We start from the raw sequence: 13,624 nt of genomic DNA, 5'->3' as shown, positions 1-13,624 counted from the left end.
CGGCGGCCGCACCGCGATGGAGAACTGCCTGTCCGCGAACCCGAACATCAACGTGGTGTACGCGATCAACGAGCCGGCCGCGGAAGGCGCGTACAACGCGCTGAAGGCCGCGGCAAGCAGAGCCAGGTCGCCGTCTACGCGATCGACGGCAGCTGCTCCGGCCTGAAGCTGGTCAGCAGCGGCGAATTCACCGCCGACGCCGTGCAGTACCCCGGAAAGATGGCCGCCCTCGGCGTGGACTCGATCGCCAAGCTCGCCCGCGGCGGCTCCAAGCCCAGCGTGACGCAGGGCAAGGACTTCTTCGACACCGGCACCGCGCTGGTCGCGCTCAAGGGCTACTCCGGCGTGACCGTCCAGTCCCCGACCGACGCGGCCTCCGCCTGCTGGGGCAGCTGACCGCGACCGGACCGCCCGGCCCTGAGCCGGGGGCCTGACCCGGGTGCGCCGACGCGTCCGCACTACGTGCCGGCGCACCCGTCCATCCGACCCGAGCACCAGAGCACCAGAGCACCAGAGCACCAGATCCGTTCCACCGGTCACCATCGAAGGGGATTGCCGTGACCATCTCGCTAGACGGCCAGGCCGCACCGGCCACGGCCGAGGACTTCCTCAACCGGCCGCCGACCGTGGGCCAGCGCGTCCACGCGGTGCTGCACAAGCAGCCCGCCCTGAGCCCGGCCATCGTGCTGATCCTGGCCGCGGTGGCCTTCGGCCTGCTCAACAGCCGCTTCTACCACCTGCAGAACCTCTCCCTCGTGGCGCAGCAGGTCGCCGTGGTCGGCGCGCTCGCGGCCGGCCAGACCCTGGTCATCCTCACCGCGGGCATCGACTTGTCGATCGGCGCCGTGATGGTCCTCGCCTCGCTGGTCATGTCAAAGCTCGTCTTCGACCAGCACGTGCCCGGCGTCCTCGCGCTGCTGGTCGGCGCGGTCATCGCGGTGCTCGCCCAGGCCGTCAACGGCCTGCTGGTGACGAAGATCAAGCTGCCGCCGTTCATCGTCACCCTCGGCACGCTGAGCATCTTCACCGCGATCACCCTCATCTACGCCAAGGGCCAGACGATCACGCTGCAGCCGGGCGCCTTCCTGCTGTGGAGCGGCAACACCGTCTCGATCGGCTCGCTGCACCTGACCACCGGCGTGCTGATGATGATCGGGCTCTACATCGTGATCGGCTTCGCGCTGCGCTACACCGCCTGGGGCCGGCACCTCTACGCGGTCGGCGACGACGTCGAGGCCTCGCGGCTGGCCGGCATCTCGGTCAACCGGGTGCTGCTGAGCGCGTACATGGTCGCCGGGGTCGCGATCGCCGTCGCGGCCTGGATCCTGGTCGGCCGGGTCGGCGGCGGCGACCCGAACAGCGGCCTGAACGCCAACCTGGAATCGATCACCGCCGTGGTCATCGGCGGCACCAGCCTGTTCGGCGGCCGCGGCGTGGTGGTCGGCTCGCTGATCGGCGCGCTGATCGTGCAGGTCTTCGACAACGGCCTGGCGCTGGCCGGGCTCGACCCGAACTACCAGGTGCTCGCGGTCGGCCTGCTGGTGATCGCCGCCGTGTCCGTCGACCAGTGGATCAGGAGCGTGAAGGCATGAGCGCGGCAGGCACCCTCCCCGTCCTCGAAGCCAGGGGCCTGGTGAAGCTGTTCGGGCGCGTCGTCGGGCTCGATGATGTGGACCTGGCGCTGTACCCCGGCGAGGTGCTGGCCGTCATCGGCGACAACGGCGCCGGCAAGTCCACGCTGATCAAGTGCCTGTCCGGGGCGCTGGTGCCGGATCGCGGCAGCATCTACGTCAACGGCGCCGAAGTGAACTTCCGGCGGCCGCAGGACGCCCGCGAGGCCGGGATCGAGACCGTGTATCAGACCCTTGCGGTCGCGCCGGCCCTCGACATCGCGAGCAACCTGTACCTGGCCCGCGAGGTGCGCCGCAAGGGCCCGCTCGGCTCGGTGCTGCGGATGCTGGACACCGGCGAGATGAAGCGGCAGTCCGCCGAGCACATCAAGCGGCTCGGCATCAGCACCCTGCAGAACATCGGCCAGGCGGTGGAGACCCTGTCCGGCGGCCAGCGCCAGGCGGTCGCGGTCGCCCGCGCGGGCGCGTTCGGCAGCAAGGTGGTGATCCTCGACGAGCCGACCGCCGCGCTCGGCGTGCGGGAGACCGGCCAGGTGCTCAAGCTGATCCGCGAGCTGCGCGACAACGGGCTCGCGATCATCCTGATCAGCCACAACATGCCGAACGTGTTCGAGGTCGCCGACCGGATCCACATCCAGCGCCTCGGGGCCCGCGCCGGGGTCATCACGCCGAAGACGCACTCGATGGAGGACGCGGTCGCGATCATGACCGGCGCGAAGAAGCTCGCCGCGACGGCGGACTGACCGCTGACATGACACATGTGACGACCGGCTCAGGCTACGAAGACAAGCCGAGCAGCTACCTGATCGAGCACGGCCACCTCGGCTTCGAGCCGGTCGTCATCGTGTCCTCGCCCGACGGCGCCGCCCGGGTGATCCTGGCCCGGCGCGGCGCGACCCTGCTGCGCTGGGAGGTGAACCGGCTCGGCGCGCCGTTCGACCTGACCGACGGCTACCGCGACGAGGCCGAACTGCTCGCCCAGGACGGCGTGCGCAACGGACTGCTCGCGCCGTTCCCGAACCGCGTCGCCGACGCCCGCTACCCGTTCGCAGGGGTCGAATACGACCTGCTGCCCGGCCGTACCTCCCCGCGGTTGAGCTACCACGGCTTCGCGCGAGAGCTCCCCTTCGATCTCGCCGAAGCCGTGGTTTCCGCGGACCGCGCCCAGCTGACCTTCGTCACCCGGATCCACTCCGGCCGGCACTCCGGCTATCCGTTCCCGCTCGAATTCGCGGTCACCTACCTGATCACCGGGAACGAGATCGCGATCACCGCCCGCGCGACGAATCAGGGTGCGTCTACCGCCCCGTACGCCGCAGGCTGGCATCCCTACTTCCGGCTTCCCGGCGTCGTCGACGACTGGACGCTGCAGATCCCCGCGCGCACCATCGTCCGCACCGACGACGGGCTGATCCCGCTCGACGGCCCCGCCGCGTACCAGCCGCTCGACGACAATCCCGCGCTGGACTTCCGCCTGCCGCGCAAGCTGAGTGGCCTCGTCATCGACGCCTGCTTCACCGACCTCGCGTTCGAGCACGAAGACCGGTCCGAAACGGTGCTGCGGCACACGCAGAGCCCTGACGAACTCCGCGTCTGGCAGCTCGGCGGCTCAATGCACGTATTCACCGGCGACACCCTCGCACGCGACCGTCGCCGCAGCATCGCCCTCGAACCGGTCGAGGTTGTCACGAACGCGTTCAACCGCGCGGATTGCGTAGGCGCGCTGCGTCTGGGGCCCGGCGAGACTCGCACGTTCCGCTTCGGCGTCCGCTACCTGCGCAATACCTGAGCCGCTTGCGCGCTACTTGATCTCAATCACTCCCAGGTGATTGTCCGAGGACTTCTCGGCCTTCTCAGCGGAAGCGGTGTCCGTCGCCGCGTGCGCCGAGTCCGGGTTCATCCCGGCCAGCAGTTGCCGCGCCAGTCCCAATCCGGTGCCGCCCATTGTCAGCGCCTTGGCCAGCAGCTCGTTGACTCCGTCGGCGCCGTTGAGCACGACCATGTGGTCCACGCCCGCGAAGGCCTCGGCGCCGGCGTGCACGATCGCGGGCCAGTTCTCGGCCAGCTGCTGGGCGATGACGGCCTCCTGGTTCTCCGCCAGCGCGGCGGCCCGCGCCTTGATCGCCTCGGCCTCGGCCAGTCCCTTGGCCCGCGCGGCCTCGGCTTCGGCGAGCCCCTTGGCCTTGGCGGCCTCGGCCTCGGCAAGACCCTTCGCCTGGGCCGCGGCGGCCTCGGCGGCTCCGGTGGCCCGGGTGAACTCCGCGCTGGCCTGGCCGCGGGCCCGGGTGGCCGCGGCGTCCGCCTCGGCGGCGGCCTTGATCCGGGTGGCCTCGGCGAGGGCGCGCAGCTCGGTCTCCTTGGCCTCGGCCTCCGCCTCGTGCACCTTGGACTCGCGGTGCGCCTGCGCCAGGGTGACCGTCTCGTACGCCTTGGCGTCGGCGGGCTTGCGCACGTCGACCTGCAGCTGCTGTTCCCGCTTCTGCGCCTCGAGCTCGGCGACGCGCGTCTCCTGCACGACGACCTCCTGGCGGGCGGCGGCCTCGGAGAGCGGGCCGGCCATCTTCGCCTTCGCCTGCGCCTGATCGACCTCGGCCTGGTAGCCGGCCTGCTGGATGTTCGAGTTGCGGATCGCCTCGGCCTTGCGCGCGTTCGCCTCGGCCTCCGCCTCGGTGGCGGCGCGTTCGGCGGCGGCCTGCGCGATGCGCGCGTCGCGCTGGACCGCCGCGGTGTGCGGCGCGGCCAGAGCCTTGATATACCCGGTCGGGTCCTCGATCTCCTGGATCTGCAGCGAGTCGATGGTCAGCCCGAGCTTCTCCATCTCGTGGCCCGAGGTGGCGCGGGTCTGCTCGGTCAGCCGCTCCCGGTCGCGGATCATCTCCTCCACGGTCAGGCTGCCCACGATCGAGCGCAGGTGCCCGGCCAGGATGTTGTGCACCCGGGTGTTCATGTTGTTCTGCTGGTCGAGGAACCGGCGGGCGGCGTTGGCGATGGAGACCCGGTCGTCGCCGACCTTGAAGATCACCACGCCCTGGACGTGGACCGGGATGCCCTGACTGGTGACGCAGTCCACGGACAGGTCCGCCTCGTTCAGGTCGAGCGAGAGCTTGCGCACCGCCTGCACGCCGGGCACCACGAGGGTGCCGCGGCCGGTGATGATGCGGAAGCCCATGCCCTCGTCGACGCCCTCGATGCGGTGGCGGGCACCGGAGATCAGCAGGGCCTGGTTCGGTTCGGCCACCCGCCACATCAGCTTGAATATGAGCACTGCCACGACGACGCAGGCGGCGATGATCCCCGCGAGAATGAGTGCCGAAGGCACTGTTTGTTCACTTCCCCCGAACGTAGTGAGGGGGCAATTTGCACTGTCCCCTGTAGGAAGCGGAGCCGCAGCCCCATGCCGCGGGTCTCCGCACTACTGGTGTACACCCGCCGATCCTTGGACGCACACCCGGGTCTCGTAAGGGCGCTGTCAGAGCGCCGAAACGTACACCGTGCGCGGCGGATGGTATTCGAGCACGACCACGATCGTGCCGACCGGGATCTGCTCGCCGGCCTCCGCGGCGTACGCCATGAACGCCTCCGCGCCGCCGCGCACCTTCACCATTACCTCACCGACCAGGCCCGGAGCGATCCGCCCGGTCACCCGCCCCTGCAATCCGACCAACGCCGGTCTCCCTCCGCATGCGATCAGCGCCATTACACACCACGCCGCGCTCGGTCGGCGCCTGCGGCCCCTGGCACATCTCGACGACCGGATATACAGTCCGAGCAGCTGAGTCGACGGCTTCGAGACGATCGCGCAGCGGGCCGCGATTTCCACGCGGCGGGGGCGGGGAGCGGGGGGTGGAAGTGAACGTGGAACCGGAGCAGGTCTTGTTCGCCGGGGAGCGCATCCTGTGGACGGGTCGTCCGCAACGGGCGCGGCATTCCGTGCAGGAGCTCGGGATGGCGCTCTATCTGGTGATCGGCGTGCCGCTCGCGCTCGTCCTCTTCATCCTGCCGCTGTTCAAACACTCGCAGCCGGGATGGCTCATCGCATTCACCATGATCGTCGTGGTCGGCGGACTCGCTCAGGCGGCCGGATACCTGATCTACCTCATGGTCATCCAGCCGCGGGTGCGGGCGAGCGTCACGTACGCGGTGACCGATCGGCGCGTCATCGTGACCGGCGGACTGCGGGTGCGCGTCGCGAACTCGGGTTACATCAGCGCACTGCGTAAGCCGATGCTCTTGCAGCATGGGGACGGAACCAGCACCCTGCGATTCGGCGACGGACGTCAGACAAAACGACCTACGTCGGCGCGGTCGCCTTTCCGTCGCGAAGCACCGACGCTCGCTCTGCCCGCGCTTTCCGGCGCGGACGCCAGCACGGCGCTCGCGGCAGTTCAGCAGGCACTCACTGCGCCATCCCGCGGCGAGGCGAGTACTGCGTGGTCATCCGCCGACCCCTTGCCTGCGCTCACCGATGCGACGCCTGCGGGCTGGACACCGATGCCGGGTGAACGGGTGCTGTGGATCGGCCGGCCCGGCCGGGTGCGCTGGTGGTACGGCGCGTACGACGTGTACACGTCGCTGTTCGGGGTCGGGTGGACCGCCGCGGTTGCCATCATGGAAGCACTCGCGATTGCGCAACACGTTTGGCCGATCGCTGTCCTTCTCCTGGCATTCGCGGCTTTCGGCGTCCATTCGATGTTCGGACGACTGGTGTGGCGCCGCGCTCGGATTCGGCGCTCCACCTACCTGGTCACCACACAGCGCGTCGCGACCGTGTGGAACCTGCGGCGGCCCCGGGTCGTCTCCGCAGCGCTGTCGGACCTGCGTCCGGCGGCGTTGTCCGAGGACGGAACGCTGACGTTCAACATGGCCGTCCCGGCCACGCGGCAGCAGCCAGGCCAGGCAACCGCCGCCATGCTGAGCCCTGCGGCCACCAACGAAGCGCCCGTCTTCCTTGCCCTCACCGATGCCGCCACCGTCTATCGCATCGTCGGCGCTGCTCAAGCCGGCGCCATGGGTTTCACGACGTCGCCTGCGTGACTCCAGCGCTGTGTAGTCGAGCCGCGTAGTCGATCCGCTCTCGGGTCCGTGTGAGAGGCTGAGTCCATGAACCGGCTCGGCACTGCGACCTCGCCTTATCTGCTCCAGCACGCGGACAACCCGGTGGACTGGTGGCCGTGGGGTGAGGAGGCGTTCGCCGAGGCGAGACGGCGCGATGTGCCACTGCTGATCTCGATCGGCTACGCGGCCTGCCACTGGTGTCACGTCATGGCGCACGAGTCCTTCGAGGATGCGGAGACGGCGGCGGCGATGAACGCCGGATTCGTCTGCGTGAAGGTCGACCGCGAGGAGCGGCCGGACGTCGACGCCGTCTACATGACCGCGACGCAGGCGATGACCGGGCAGGGCGGCTGGCCGATGACGGTCTTCGCCACTCCAGAGGGCAAGCCGTTCTACTGCGGCACCTACTTCCCGCGGGAGTCGCGCGGTGGAATGCCCTCCTTCCGGCAGCTGCTCGACGCGGTGGGCACGACCTGGCGGGAGCGCCGCTCCGAGGTCGAGCGCGTGGGGGAGGACGTCGCCGGCAAGCTCGCGCAGACCGCGGCCCCGGTGGACGGCGGCGCGCCCGGGGAGACTGAGCTGGCCGCGTCGGTGTCCGCGCTGGTGCACGACTTCGATCCCGTACATGCCGGGTTCGGTGGGGCTCCCAAGTTCCCGCCGTCGATGACGCTGCTGCATTTGTTGCGGCATCACGCCCGCACGTCCTCGCCGCAGGCGCTCGACATGGTGCGCCGCACCTGCGAGGCGATGGCGCGAGGTGGAATCTACGACCAGCTCGCCGGCGGGTTCGCCCGGTACGCGGTCGACGGCACGTGGACCGTGCCGCACTTCGAGAAGATGCTCTACGACAATGCCTTGCTACTGCGCGTGTACACGTTGCTGTACAAGGCGATCGAGGCCGACGAGACAGGTTCCGAACCAGCTTCCGATTCCGGTCCCGGCTTAGGCTTCTTCGCGCGCGTCGCGATCCAGACCGCGAAGTTCCTGCTGGCCTCGCTGCGCACCGCAGAGGGCGGCTTCGCCTCGGCGCTCGACGCCGACACCGAAGGCGTCGAAGGCCTGACCTACGCCTGGACGCCGGCGCAACTGCGTGACGTCATCGGCGAGGAGGACGGCGCATGGGCCGCCGAGTTCTTCCATGTCACTGAGGAGGGCACGTTCGAGCACGGCACGTCGGTACTCGAGATGCTCTCCGACCCGGCCCCGGAGGACGAGCCGCGCTACCACCGCGCCAGGATCACGCTGCTCGAAGCCCGTGGCCAGCGACCTCAGCCGCACCGCGACGACAAGGTCGTCGCCGCCTGGAACGGCTTGGCCATCACCGCGCTGGTCGAGGCGTCGCTGGCCTTTGACATGCCGCACCTGCTCGACGCGGCGCTCGGAGCGGCCCGGCTGCTGGCGGACGTACACCTGCGTGACGGGCGCCTGGTGCGTACCTCCCGCGACGGGACCGCCTCGACGAACCCCGGCGTGCTGGAGGACTACGGCTGCGTCGCCGAAGGCTTCTGCGTTCTGTACTCGGCGACCGGCGACAAGCAGTGGCTCGAGCGCGCCGCGCGACTGCTGGAAACGGTGCGCGAGCAGTTCGTCTCGGACGCGGGCTTCCACGACACCGCCGCCGACGCGGACGCGCTGTACTTCCGGCCGAGCGATCCGACCGACAACGCGACTCCGTCCGGTACTTCCGCCGCGGCGGCCGGCTTCGTCGCCTACGCCGTGACCGCCGGCTCGCTCGACCACCTCGACGACGCGCACCGCGCCCTCGCCGCCGCCTCCCGGCTGGCCGAGCGCGCGCCGCGTTTCGCCGGCTACGGACTCGCGGTCGCGGAGGCGCTGCTCTCGGACGTCCCGGCGGCCTTCGTCTGCCCAGGCCCGTTCTGCGCGTGAAGGCCCTGGTCGGCCTTCACTCGCAGTCCACCGGCTGATATCGCTGTGTCGCCCCCGACCTGCTTGCAGGATCGACCGGACCGGCCCTAGGCGCCGTCCCGAAAAGGTGCGATCCTCAGCAATGTGACCTGCGTCACATTTCCATGGCGCCGACAACCTCGCGGCCGCGCCCGGCGGTCTGGTCCGTCAACGCTCGTGGTTGAGGGGGGTTGAGGTGGACGCGAGAGCCCGCGCCGAGTTCGAAGAGTTCGTCACCGCGCGTTCCGCCGCGCTGTTCCGTACGGCCGTCCTGCTCACCGGCAACCGCCAGGACGCCCAGGACCTGGTGCAGTCCGCCCTGGAGCGGGCCTGCCGGCACTGGGAGCGGGTCGCGGCGGCCGAACAGCCGGAGGCGTATGTGCGCCGCATCCTCGTCAACTCCCTGAAAGACCGGTGGCGCGTGCGCCGTCGGATCGTCGAGGTGCCTTTCGACGACGCACGGCCGTCCGTGCCCGCCGGTCAGTCCCCGCAGCGGCAGGTCGAGCAGGTGGAGCTGCGGCGATCGATGATCGCCGAGTTGCTGCGGCTGCCCACCGGGATCCGCGCGGTGCTGGTGCTGCGCTATTTCGAGGACCTCTCCGAGGCCGAGATCGCGCACGCACTGGGTTGCTCGGCCGGGACGGTCAAGTCCCAGGCTGCTCGCGGCCTGGCGAAACTGCGGGCGGCACTGGGCACGGAACCGGACTTCGCGGTCTCCGCGTCCGGACCGCCGCCCGCGAGCCAGGACTCGAGTCCTGGTCCGAATCCGGCAAACCGACTGCTGCCGAACCGTCCGGCGGATCGGGGGGACTCATGAAGCGTCCGCTGTCACCCTTCGAGCAGGAACTGGTGTACGCCATGGACGAATACGCTCACCGCACCGTGCCACCGGGCTTCGACGCCGCGCGCATGATCGCCCGCGAGCGGCAGCGCGTCAGGGTGCGGATCTCGCTTGCCGCGGTCTGCGTCGCCACCGCGGCCGGCATCGCGTCGTGCGTCGCGGCCGACGTGCCGGGCAACGGGAACTCGGGGCTTCCGGTGGTCGGTAACACCAACACTCCGGTGACGGTGACCGGGAGCCCGACGCCCGGCGCGTCTCAGTCGGCGTCTGTTTCGCCGAGCGCGGTGACCGGAGGTTCGCCGAGCACTTCCAGCAGCGCCGGCGCCTCCTCGGCTGCGGGTCTCTATCCGCCGATCTGGCCGACCACACCGACCAGCAGCCCGTTCACGGGATCCGTCCCGCCGGTGCCGGTGCTCAAGTCGGTCACCCCCGGGCAGGTCCTTCCCGGCGACGGCGGCAGGGGCAGCTTCGAGGTCTACTTCGAGTTCACCGGCGAGGTGCCAGGCTTCAAGGCGCAGTATGTGAACCAGGTGGTCCACGAAGGCTCCGGAGCGCCGGTCTCGATGCCGGGCTCCGCCTATCTCCAGCTGACGTTCACCTCGGCGCAGGCGCACGATGCGAGCGGGAACCCGACACTGAACCCGCCTGCGACCAACCCGGTCTCAACCGGCATCTCGGGCATGCCCGCCTACGTGGTGAACGGCGACTTCGAGGGCACCGTCTCGGTGACCGTGGGCCTGCAGGCCAAGCGGGGCTTCCACGTCAGCGAGCGCACCGTCTCGCCGACCGACCACATCATCGAGGTGTCCATCAACCGCTGAAAGCGGCGGTCCGCTCAGGTCCTCGCGTAGACCGTGATCGAGATCGCGATGTAGTGGCAGACGAAGGCCGCGATCGTGAACACGTGGAAGATCTCGTGGAAGCCGAACCACTTCGGGGAGGGGTTCGGCTTCTTGATCGCGTACACCACGGCCCCGGCCGAGTACAGCAGCCCGCCCGCGACGACAGGACCGACCACCGCCCAGCCGCCGTGCTGCAGGAACTGCGGCATGTAGAAGATCGCGGCCCAGCCCAGCGCCAGGTAGCAGGGCACGTACAACCACCGCGGCGCGCCGAGCCAGAGCACGCGCATGCCGATGCCGATCAGCGCGCCCGCCCACACCAGCGTCAGCAGGACCTCGGCGGAGTGGCGCGGCAGCAGCACGACCGAGAGCGGCGTGTACGTCCCGGCGATGATCAGGAAGATGTTGGTGTGGTCGAGCCGGCGCAGTACCGCCTGCGTCGTCGGCCCCCAGGTGCCCCGGTGATAGACGCCGCTCACCCCGAACAACAGCCAGGAGCTGACCGCGAAGATCGCGCACGCGCCCGCGGTGCCGGCCGTCGGCGCGAGCGCGATCAGCACGATCCCGGCGGCCAGCGCCAGCGGGAAAGTGCCGGCGTGGAACCAGCCGCGCAGCTTCGGTTTCGCGTGCTGCAGCGCCTGCGCGGCCGCTTCTGTGGCGGACGCCACAGCCTGAGACGGAGAGACGTGCCTCACAGCCGAGGTCCGCGGTTCCAGTGCCTCGCCGCCCGGGCCCATGAGATTGGTCACATCGCGCTCCCGTCCCGGCCGCTGCCGCGGCCTGCTGTTTCATTCTTTTTCAGGACATTGCGCCACGCCGCGCCGGTGCGCCCGTTGGCAACTCAAGCCTAACCTACGCATCCGTAAGTTACCCGAGCGTAGGATTTAGGTATCCACGATGCGGACACTCGTGGCTATAGTCCAAAACACCCCTCACCACGCCCGGGAGGTGCGGACCCCCGGCGTATTTTAGGAGTGCGTGCGATGTCGTTCGCCCTTGCAGAATCCGTTTTGTCCGAGAATCCCCCTACCCGCCATCCGGGCCTGCTGTCCTGGGTGCGCGAGATCGCCGAACTGACCAAGCCGGAGCGGATCGTCTGGTGTGACGGCTCCGACGAGGAGTGGACCCGGCTGACCGGCGAGCTGGTCGAGAAGGGCACGCTGCGGCGACTGAACCCCGAGAAGCGGCCCAACTCCTTCTACGCGGCCTCGGACCCCTCCGATGTGGCCCGGGTCGAGGATCGCACGTTCATCTGCTCGCGGCGGGAGGCGGACGCCGGGCCGACGAACCACTGGGTCGCGCCCGCTGAAATGCGCGAGACACTGCACGGCCTGTTCGACGGCTCGATGCGCGGCCGCACGATGTACGTCGTGCCCTTCTCGATGGGGCCGCTCGGCTCCCCGCTCTCCGCGCTCGGCGTCGAGATCACCGACTCCGCCTATGTCGCGCTGTCGATGCGGGTCATGACGCGTATGGGCGAGGCCGTTCTCGCCGAACTCGGCGAGAACGGCGACTTCGTCAAGGCCGTGCACTCGGTCGGCGCCCCGCTGGAGCCCGGCCAGGCCGACGTGCCGTGGCCGTGCAACCCGACCAAGTACATCACCCACTTCCCTGAGGACCGCGAGATCTGGTCGTTCGGATCCGGCTACGGCGGCAACGCGCTGCTCGGCAAGAAGTGCTACGCGCTGCGCATCGCCTCGGTCATGGCCCGCGACGAGGGCTGGCTCGCCGAGCACATGCTCATCCTCAAGCTGACCCCGCCCAACGGGCAGACGCGGTACATCGCCGCGGGTTTCCCGTCCGCGTGCGGTAAGACGAACCTCGCGATGCTTTCCCCGACCCTTCCCGGCTGGAAGGTCGAGACGGTCGGCGACGACATCGCGTGGATGCGGTTCGGCGAAGACGGACGCCTTTACGCGATCAACCCGGAGGCCGGATTCTTCGGCGTCGCGCCGGGAACCGGAATGGCCACCAACGCCAACGCGATAGCCACTTTGACCGAAAACACCATCTTCACCAACGTCGCGCTGACCGACGACGGCGACGTGTGGTGGGAGGGCCTGACCGAGGAGCCCCCGGCGCACCTGACCGACTGGAAGGGCCGCGACTGGACCCCGGACTCGGCCGAGCCGGCCGCGCACCCGAACTCGCGGTTCTGCGTGCCCGCCGCGCAGTGCCCGACGATCGCGCCCGAGTGGGAGGACCCGAAGGGCGTGCCGATCTCGGCGATCCTGTTCGGCGGCCGCCGCGCCACGTCGGTGCCGCTGGTCACCGAGTCGCTGTCCTGGCAGCACGGCGTCTTCCTCGGCGCGAACGTTGCCTCAGAGAAGACCGCGGCCGCGGAGGGCACGGTCGGCGAGCTGCGCTACGACCCCTTCGCCATGCTTCCGTTCTGCGGCTACAACATGGGCGACTACTTCGCGCACTGGCTCCAGGTCGGCGCGGACGCGGACCCGCAGAAGCTGCCGCGCATCTACTACGTGAACTGGTTCCGCAAGGCGAACGACGGCCACTTCCTGTGGCCCGGCTTCGGCGAGAACAGCCGCGTGCTCAAGTGGATCGTCGACCGCCTCGACGGCCGCGCGGACGGCGTGCAGACGCCCATCGGCGTCGTGCCGACCCCGGACGCGCTGGACCTGGACGGCCTCGAGATCGACGACAAGGACCTCGACCAGCTGCTGTCCGTGGACGCCGAGGCCTGGCGGCACGAGGCGGAGCTGATCCCGCCGCACTTCGAGCGCTTCGGCGACCACCTGCCCGAGGCGCTGTGGGAGGAACACCGCGCGCTCACGTCCCGGCTCGGCTGAGCTGTGTCCTTTTCGCTTCGCAACGAGCAGGTAATGACCGTCATCTGAGCGGATCTTCACCAGATCCTCACAGCCGCCTCGCCTCTTCGGGGGTTGGGGCGGCTGTGATGGTTATAGGGTTCCGCAGGAGAACCGCAGGGCCGAGGAGAGGCGTCGGAGATGAGCGTGCGAGACCTCGTCTACGGCGTGTACGAGAAACGGCTGACCGCGAAGCTGGACCGCTCCCGCATGCCGCGTCACGTCGGCGTGGTCATGGACGGCAACCGGCGCTGGGCCAAGTCCGTCGGCGAGCAGATCGCGACGGGACACCAGCGCGGCGCCGACAAGATCCACGACCTGCTCGGCTGGTGCGAGGAGGCCGGGGTCGAGGTGGTGACCTTGTGGCTGTTCTCCACGGACAACTTCAACCGGCCCGCCGAAGAACTTGCCGACCTGCTGCGCATCATCGAGGGCTCAGTACGCAGCCTCGCCGACACCGGACGCTGGCGGGTACGCCCGCTCGGCGCGCTGGACCTGCTCCCCGGCGATTTCGCCCGCACCCTC

Annotated in this window: 13 protein-coding genes; 10 read left to right on the top strand and 3 right to left on the bottom strand. The window is 69.6% G+C overall.

The features are described from left to right. Window positions 1-219: 219 nt before the first annotated feature. The 4 genes from VFB40_RS07685 (at window position 220) to VFB40_RS07670 (ending at window position 3,420) form a co-directional block, all read left to right on the top strand. The gene (locus VFB40_RS07685) at window positions 220-396 is read left to right on the top strand and encodes a hypothetical protein (protein ID WP_324848602.1); all 177 of its coding nucleotides are present in this window, start codon (window positions 220-222) and stop codon (window positions 394-396) included. Window positions 397-557: 161 nt separating this feature from the next. Beyond that, window positions 558-1,592 (top strand): ABC transporter permease, encoded by a 1,035-nt coding sequence (locus VFB40_RS07680; protein WP_324848601.1) that lies wholly within the window; start codon window positions 558-560, stop codon window positions 1,590-1,592. Beyond that, the gene (locus VFB40_RS07675; RefSeq protein WP_324848600.1) at window positions 1,589-2,374 is read left to right on the top strand and encodes an ATP-binding cassette domain-containing protein; all 786 of its coding nucleotides are present in this window, start codon (window positions 1,589-1,591) and stop codon (window positions 2,372-2,374) included. The genes VFB40_RS07680 and VFB40_RS07675 overlap by 4 nt, the downstream gene beginning before the upstream one ends. Window positions 2,375-2,382: 8 nt before the next feature. Beyond that, a complete protein-coding gene (locus tag VFB40_RS07670; RefSeq protein WP_324848599.1) occupies window positions 2,383-3,420 on the top strand; it encodes an aldose 1-epimerase in 1,038 nt (345 codons plus the stop codon). A 12-nt stretch (window positions 3,421-3,432) separates the two neighbouring features. Here VFB40_RS07670 and VFB40_RS07665 read toward each other — a convergent pair whose 3' ends face one another. Then, window positions 3,433-4,950, bottom strand: a complete 1,518-nt coding sequence (locus tag VFB40_RS07665; RefSeq protein WP_324848598.1) for a flotillin family protein — start codon at window positions 4,948-4,950, stop codon at window positions 3,433-3,435. A gap of 150 nt (window positions 4,951-5,100) precedes the next feature. Continuing rightward, window positions 5,101-5,295, bottom strand: coding sequence for an NfeD C-terminal domain-containing protein (locus VFB40_RS07660; protein ID WP_324841495.1), 195 nt, complete (start codon window positions 5,293-5,295; stop codon window positions 5,101-5,103). Between the two features lie 179 nt (window positions 5,296-5,474). Between VFB40_RS07660 and VFB40_RS07655 the strand changes: the two genes are divergently transcribed. From VFB40_RS07655 to VFB40_RS07640, 4 genes are all read left to right on the top strand, one after another. Next, window positions 5,475-6,665 (top strand): hypothetical protein, encoded by a 1,191-nt coding sequence (locus tag VFB40_RS07655; RefSeq protein ID WP_324848597.1) that lies wholly within the window; start codon window positions 5,475-5,477, stop codon window positions 6,663-6,665. A gap of 66 nt (window positions 6,666-6,731) precedes the next feature. Beyond that, window positions 6,732-8,573, top strand: a complete 1,842-nt coding sequence (locus VFB40_RS07650; RefSeq protein WP_324848596.1) for a thioredoxin domain-containing protein — start codon at window positions 6,732-6,734, stop codon at window positions 8,571-8,573. A 214-nt stretch (window positions 8,574-8,787) separates the two neighbouring features. Continuing rightward, window positions 8,788-9,408, top strand: coding sequence for a SigE family RNA polymerase sigma factor (locus VFB40_RS07645; RefSeq protein WP_324848595.1), 621 nt, complete (start codon window positions 8,788-8,790; stop codon window positions 9,406-9,408). After that, on the top strand, window positions 9,405-10,253 hold the full coding sequence (locus VFB40_RS07640; RefSeq protein ID WP_324848594.1) for an AMIN-like domain-containing (lipo)protein: 849 nt from the start codon (window positions 9,405-9,407) through the stop codon (window positions 10,251-10,253). Before VFB40_RS07645 ends, VFB40_RS07640 begins: the two co-directional genes overlap by 4 nt. Before the next feature lie 14 nt (window positions 10,254-10,267). On the opposite strand, the gene trhA is transcribed toward VFB40_RS07640, so the two are convergent. Then, on the bottom strand, window positions 10,268-10,942 hold the full coding sequence (gene trhA, locus VFB40_RS07635; RefSeq protein WP_324848593.1) for a PAQR family membrane homeostasis protein TrhA: 675 nt from the start codon (window positions 10,940-10,942) through the stop codon (window positions 10,268-10,270). Between the two features lie 315 nt (window positions 10,943-11,257). Here trhA and VFB40_RS07630 point away from each other — a divergent pair, with 315 nt between their 5' ends. Both VFB40_RS07630 and VFB40_RS07625 read left to right on the top strand, forming a co-directional pair. Next, window positions 11,258-13,081 carry a phosphoenolpyruvate carboxykinase (GTP) gene (locus VFB40_RS07630; RefSeq protein WP_324848592.1) on the top strand — a complete coding sequence of 608 codons (1,824 nt, stop codon included), beginning with the start codon at window positions 11,258-11,260 and terminating at the stop codon, window positions 13,079-13,081. 159 nt (window positions 13,082-13,240) lie between these two features. Then, window positions 13,241-13,624: undecaprenyl diphosphate synthase family protein (locus tag VFB40_RS07625; RefSeq protein ID WP_324848591.1), on the top strand; the 384-nt coding region annotated here is incomplete at its 3' end.

Source organism: Actinocrinis sp. (assembly GCF_035650855.1).
Lineage (GTDB): Bacteria > Actinomycetota > Actinomycetes > Streptomycetales > Catenulisporaceae > Actinocrinis.
The sequence above is the reverse complement of the archived record's forward strand: the minus strand, read 5'-3'. Positions and strand labels throughout refer to the sequence as shown.

What these genes read in the sequence shown, in the direction of transcription:
- VFB40_RS07685 (WP_324848602.1), top strand. Translation starts at nt 220, where the DNA reads ATGGCCGCCCTCGGCGTGGACTCGATCGCCAAGCTCGCCCGCGGCGGC.
- VFB40_RS07670 (WP_324848599.1), top strand. Translation starts at nt 2,383, where the DNA reads ATGACACATGTGACGACCGGCTCAGGCTACGAAGACAAGCCGAGCAGC.
- VFB40_RS07675 (WP_324848600.1), top strand. Translation starts at nt 1,589, where the DNA reads ATGAGCGCGGCAGGCACCCTCCCCGTCCTCGAAGCCAGGGGCCTGGTG.
- VFB40_RS07630 (WP_324848592.1), top strand. Translation starts at nt 11,258, where the DNA reads ATGTCGTTCGCCCTTGCAGAATCCGTTTTGTCCGAGAATCCCCCTACC.
- VFB40_RS07640 (WP_324848594.1), top strand. Translation starts at nt 9,405, where the DNA reads ATGAAGCGTCCGCTGTCACCCTTCGAGCAGGAACTGGTGTACGCCATG.
- VFB40_RS07650 (WP_324848596.1), top strand. Translation starts at nt 6,732, where the DNA reads ATGAACCGGCTCGGCACTGCGACCTCGCCTTATCTGCTCCAGCACGCG.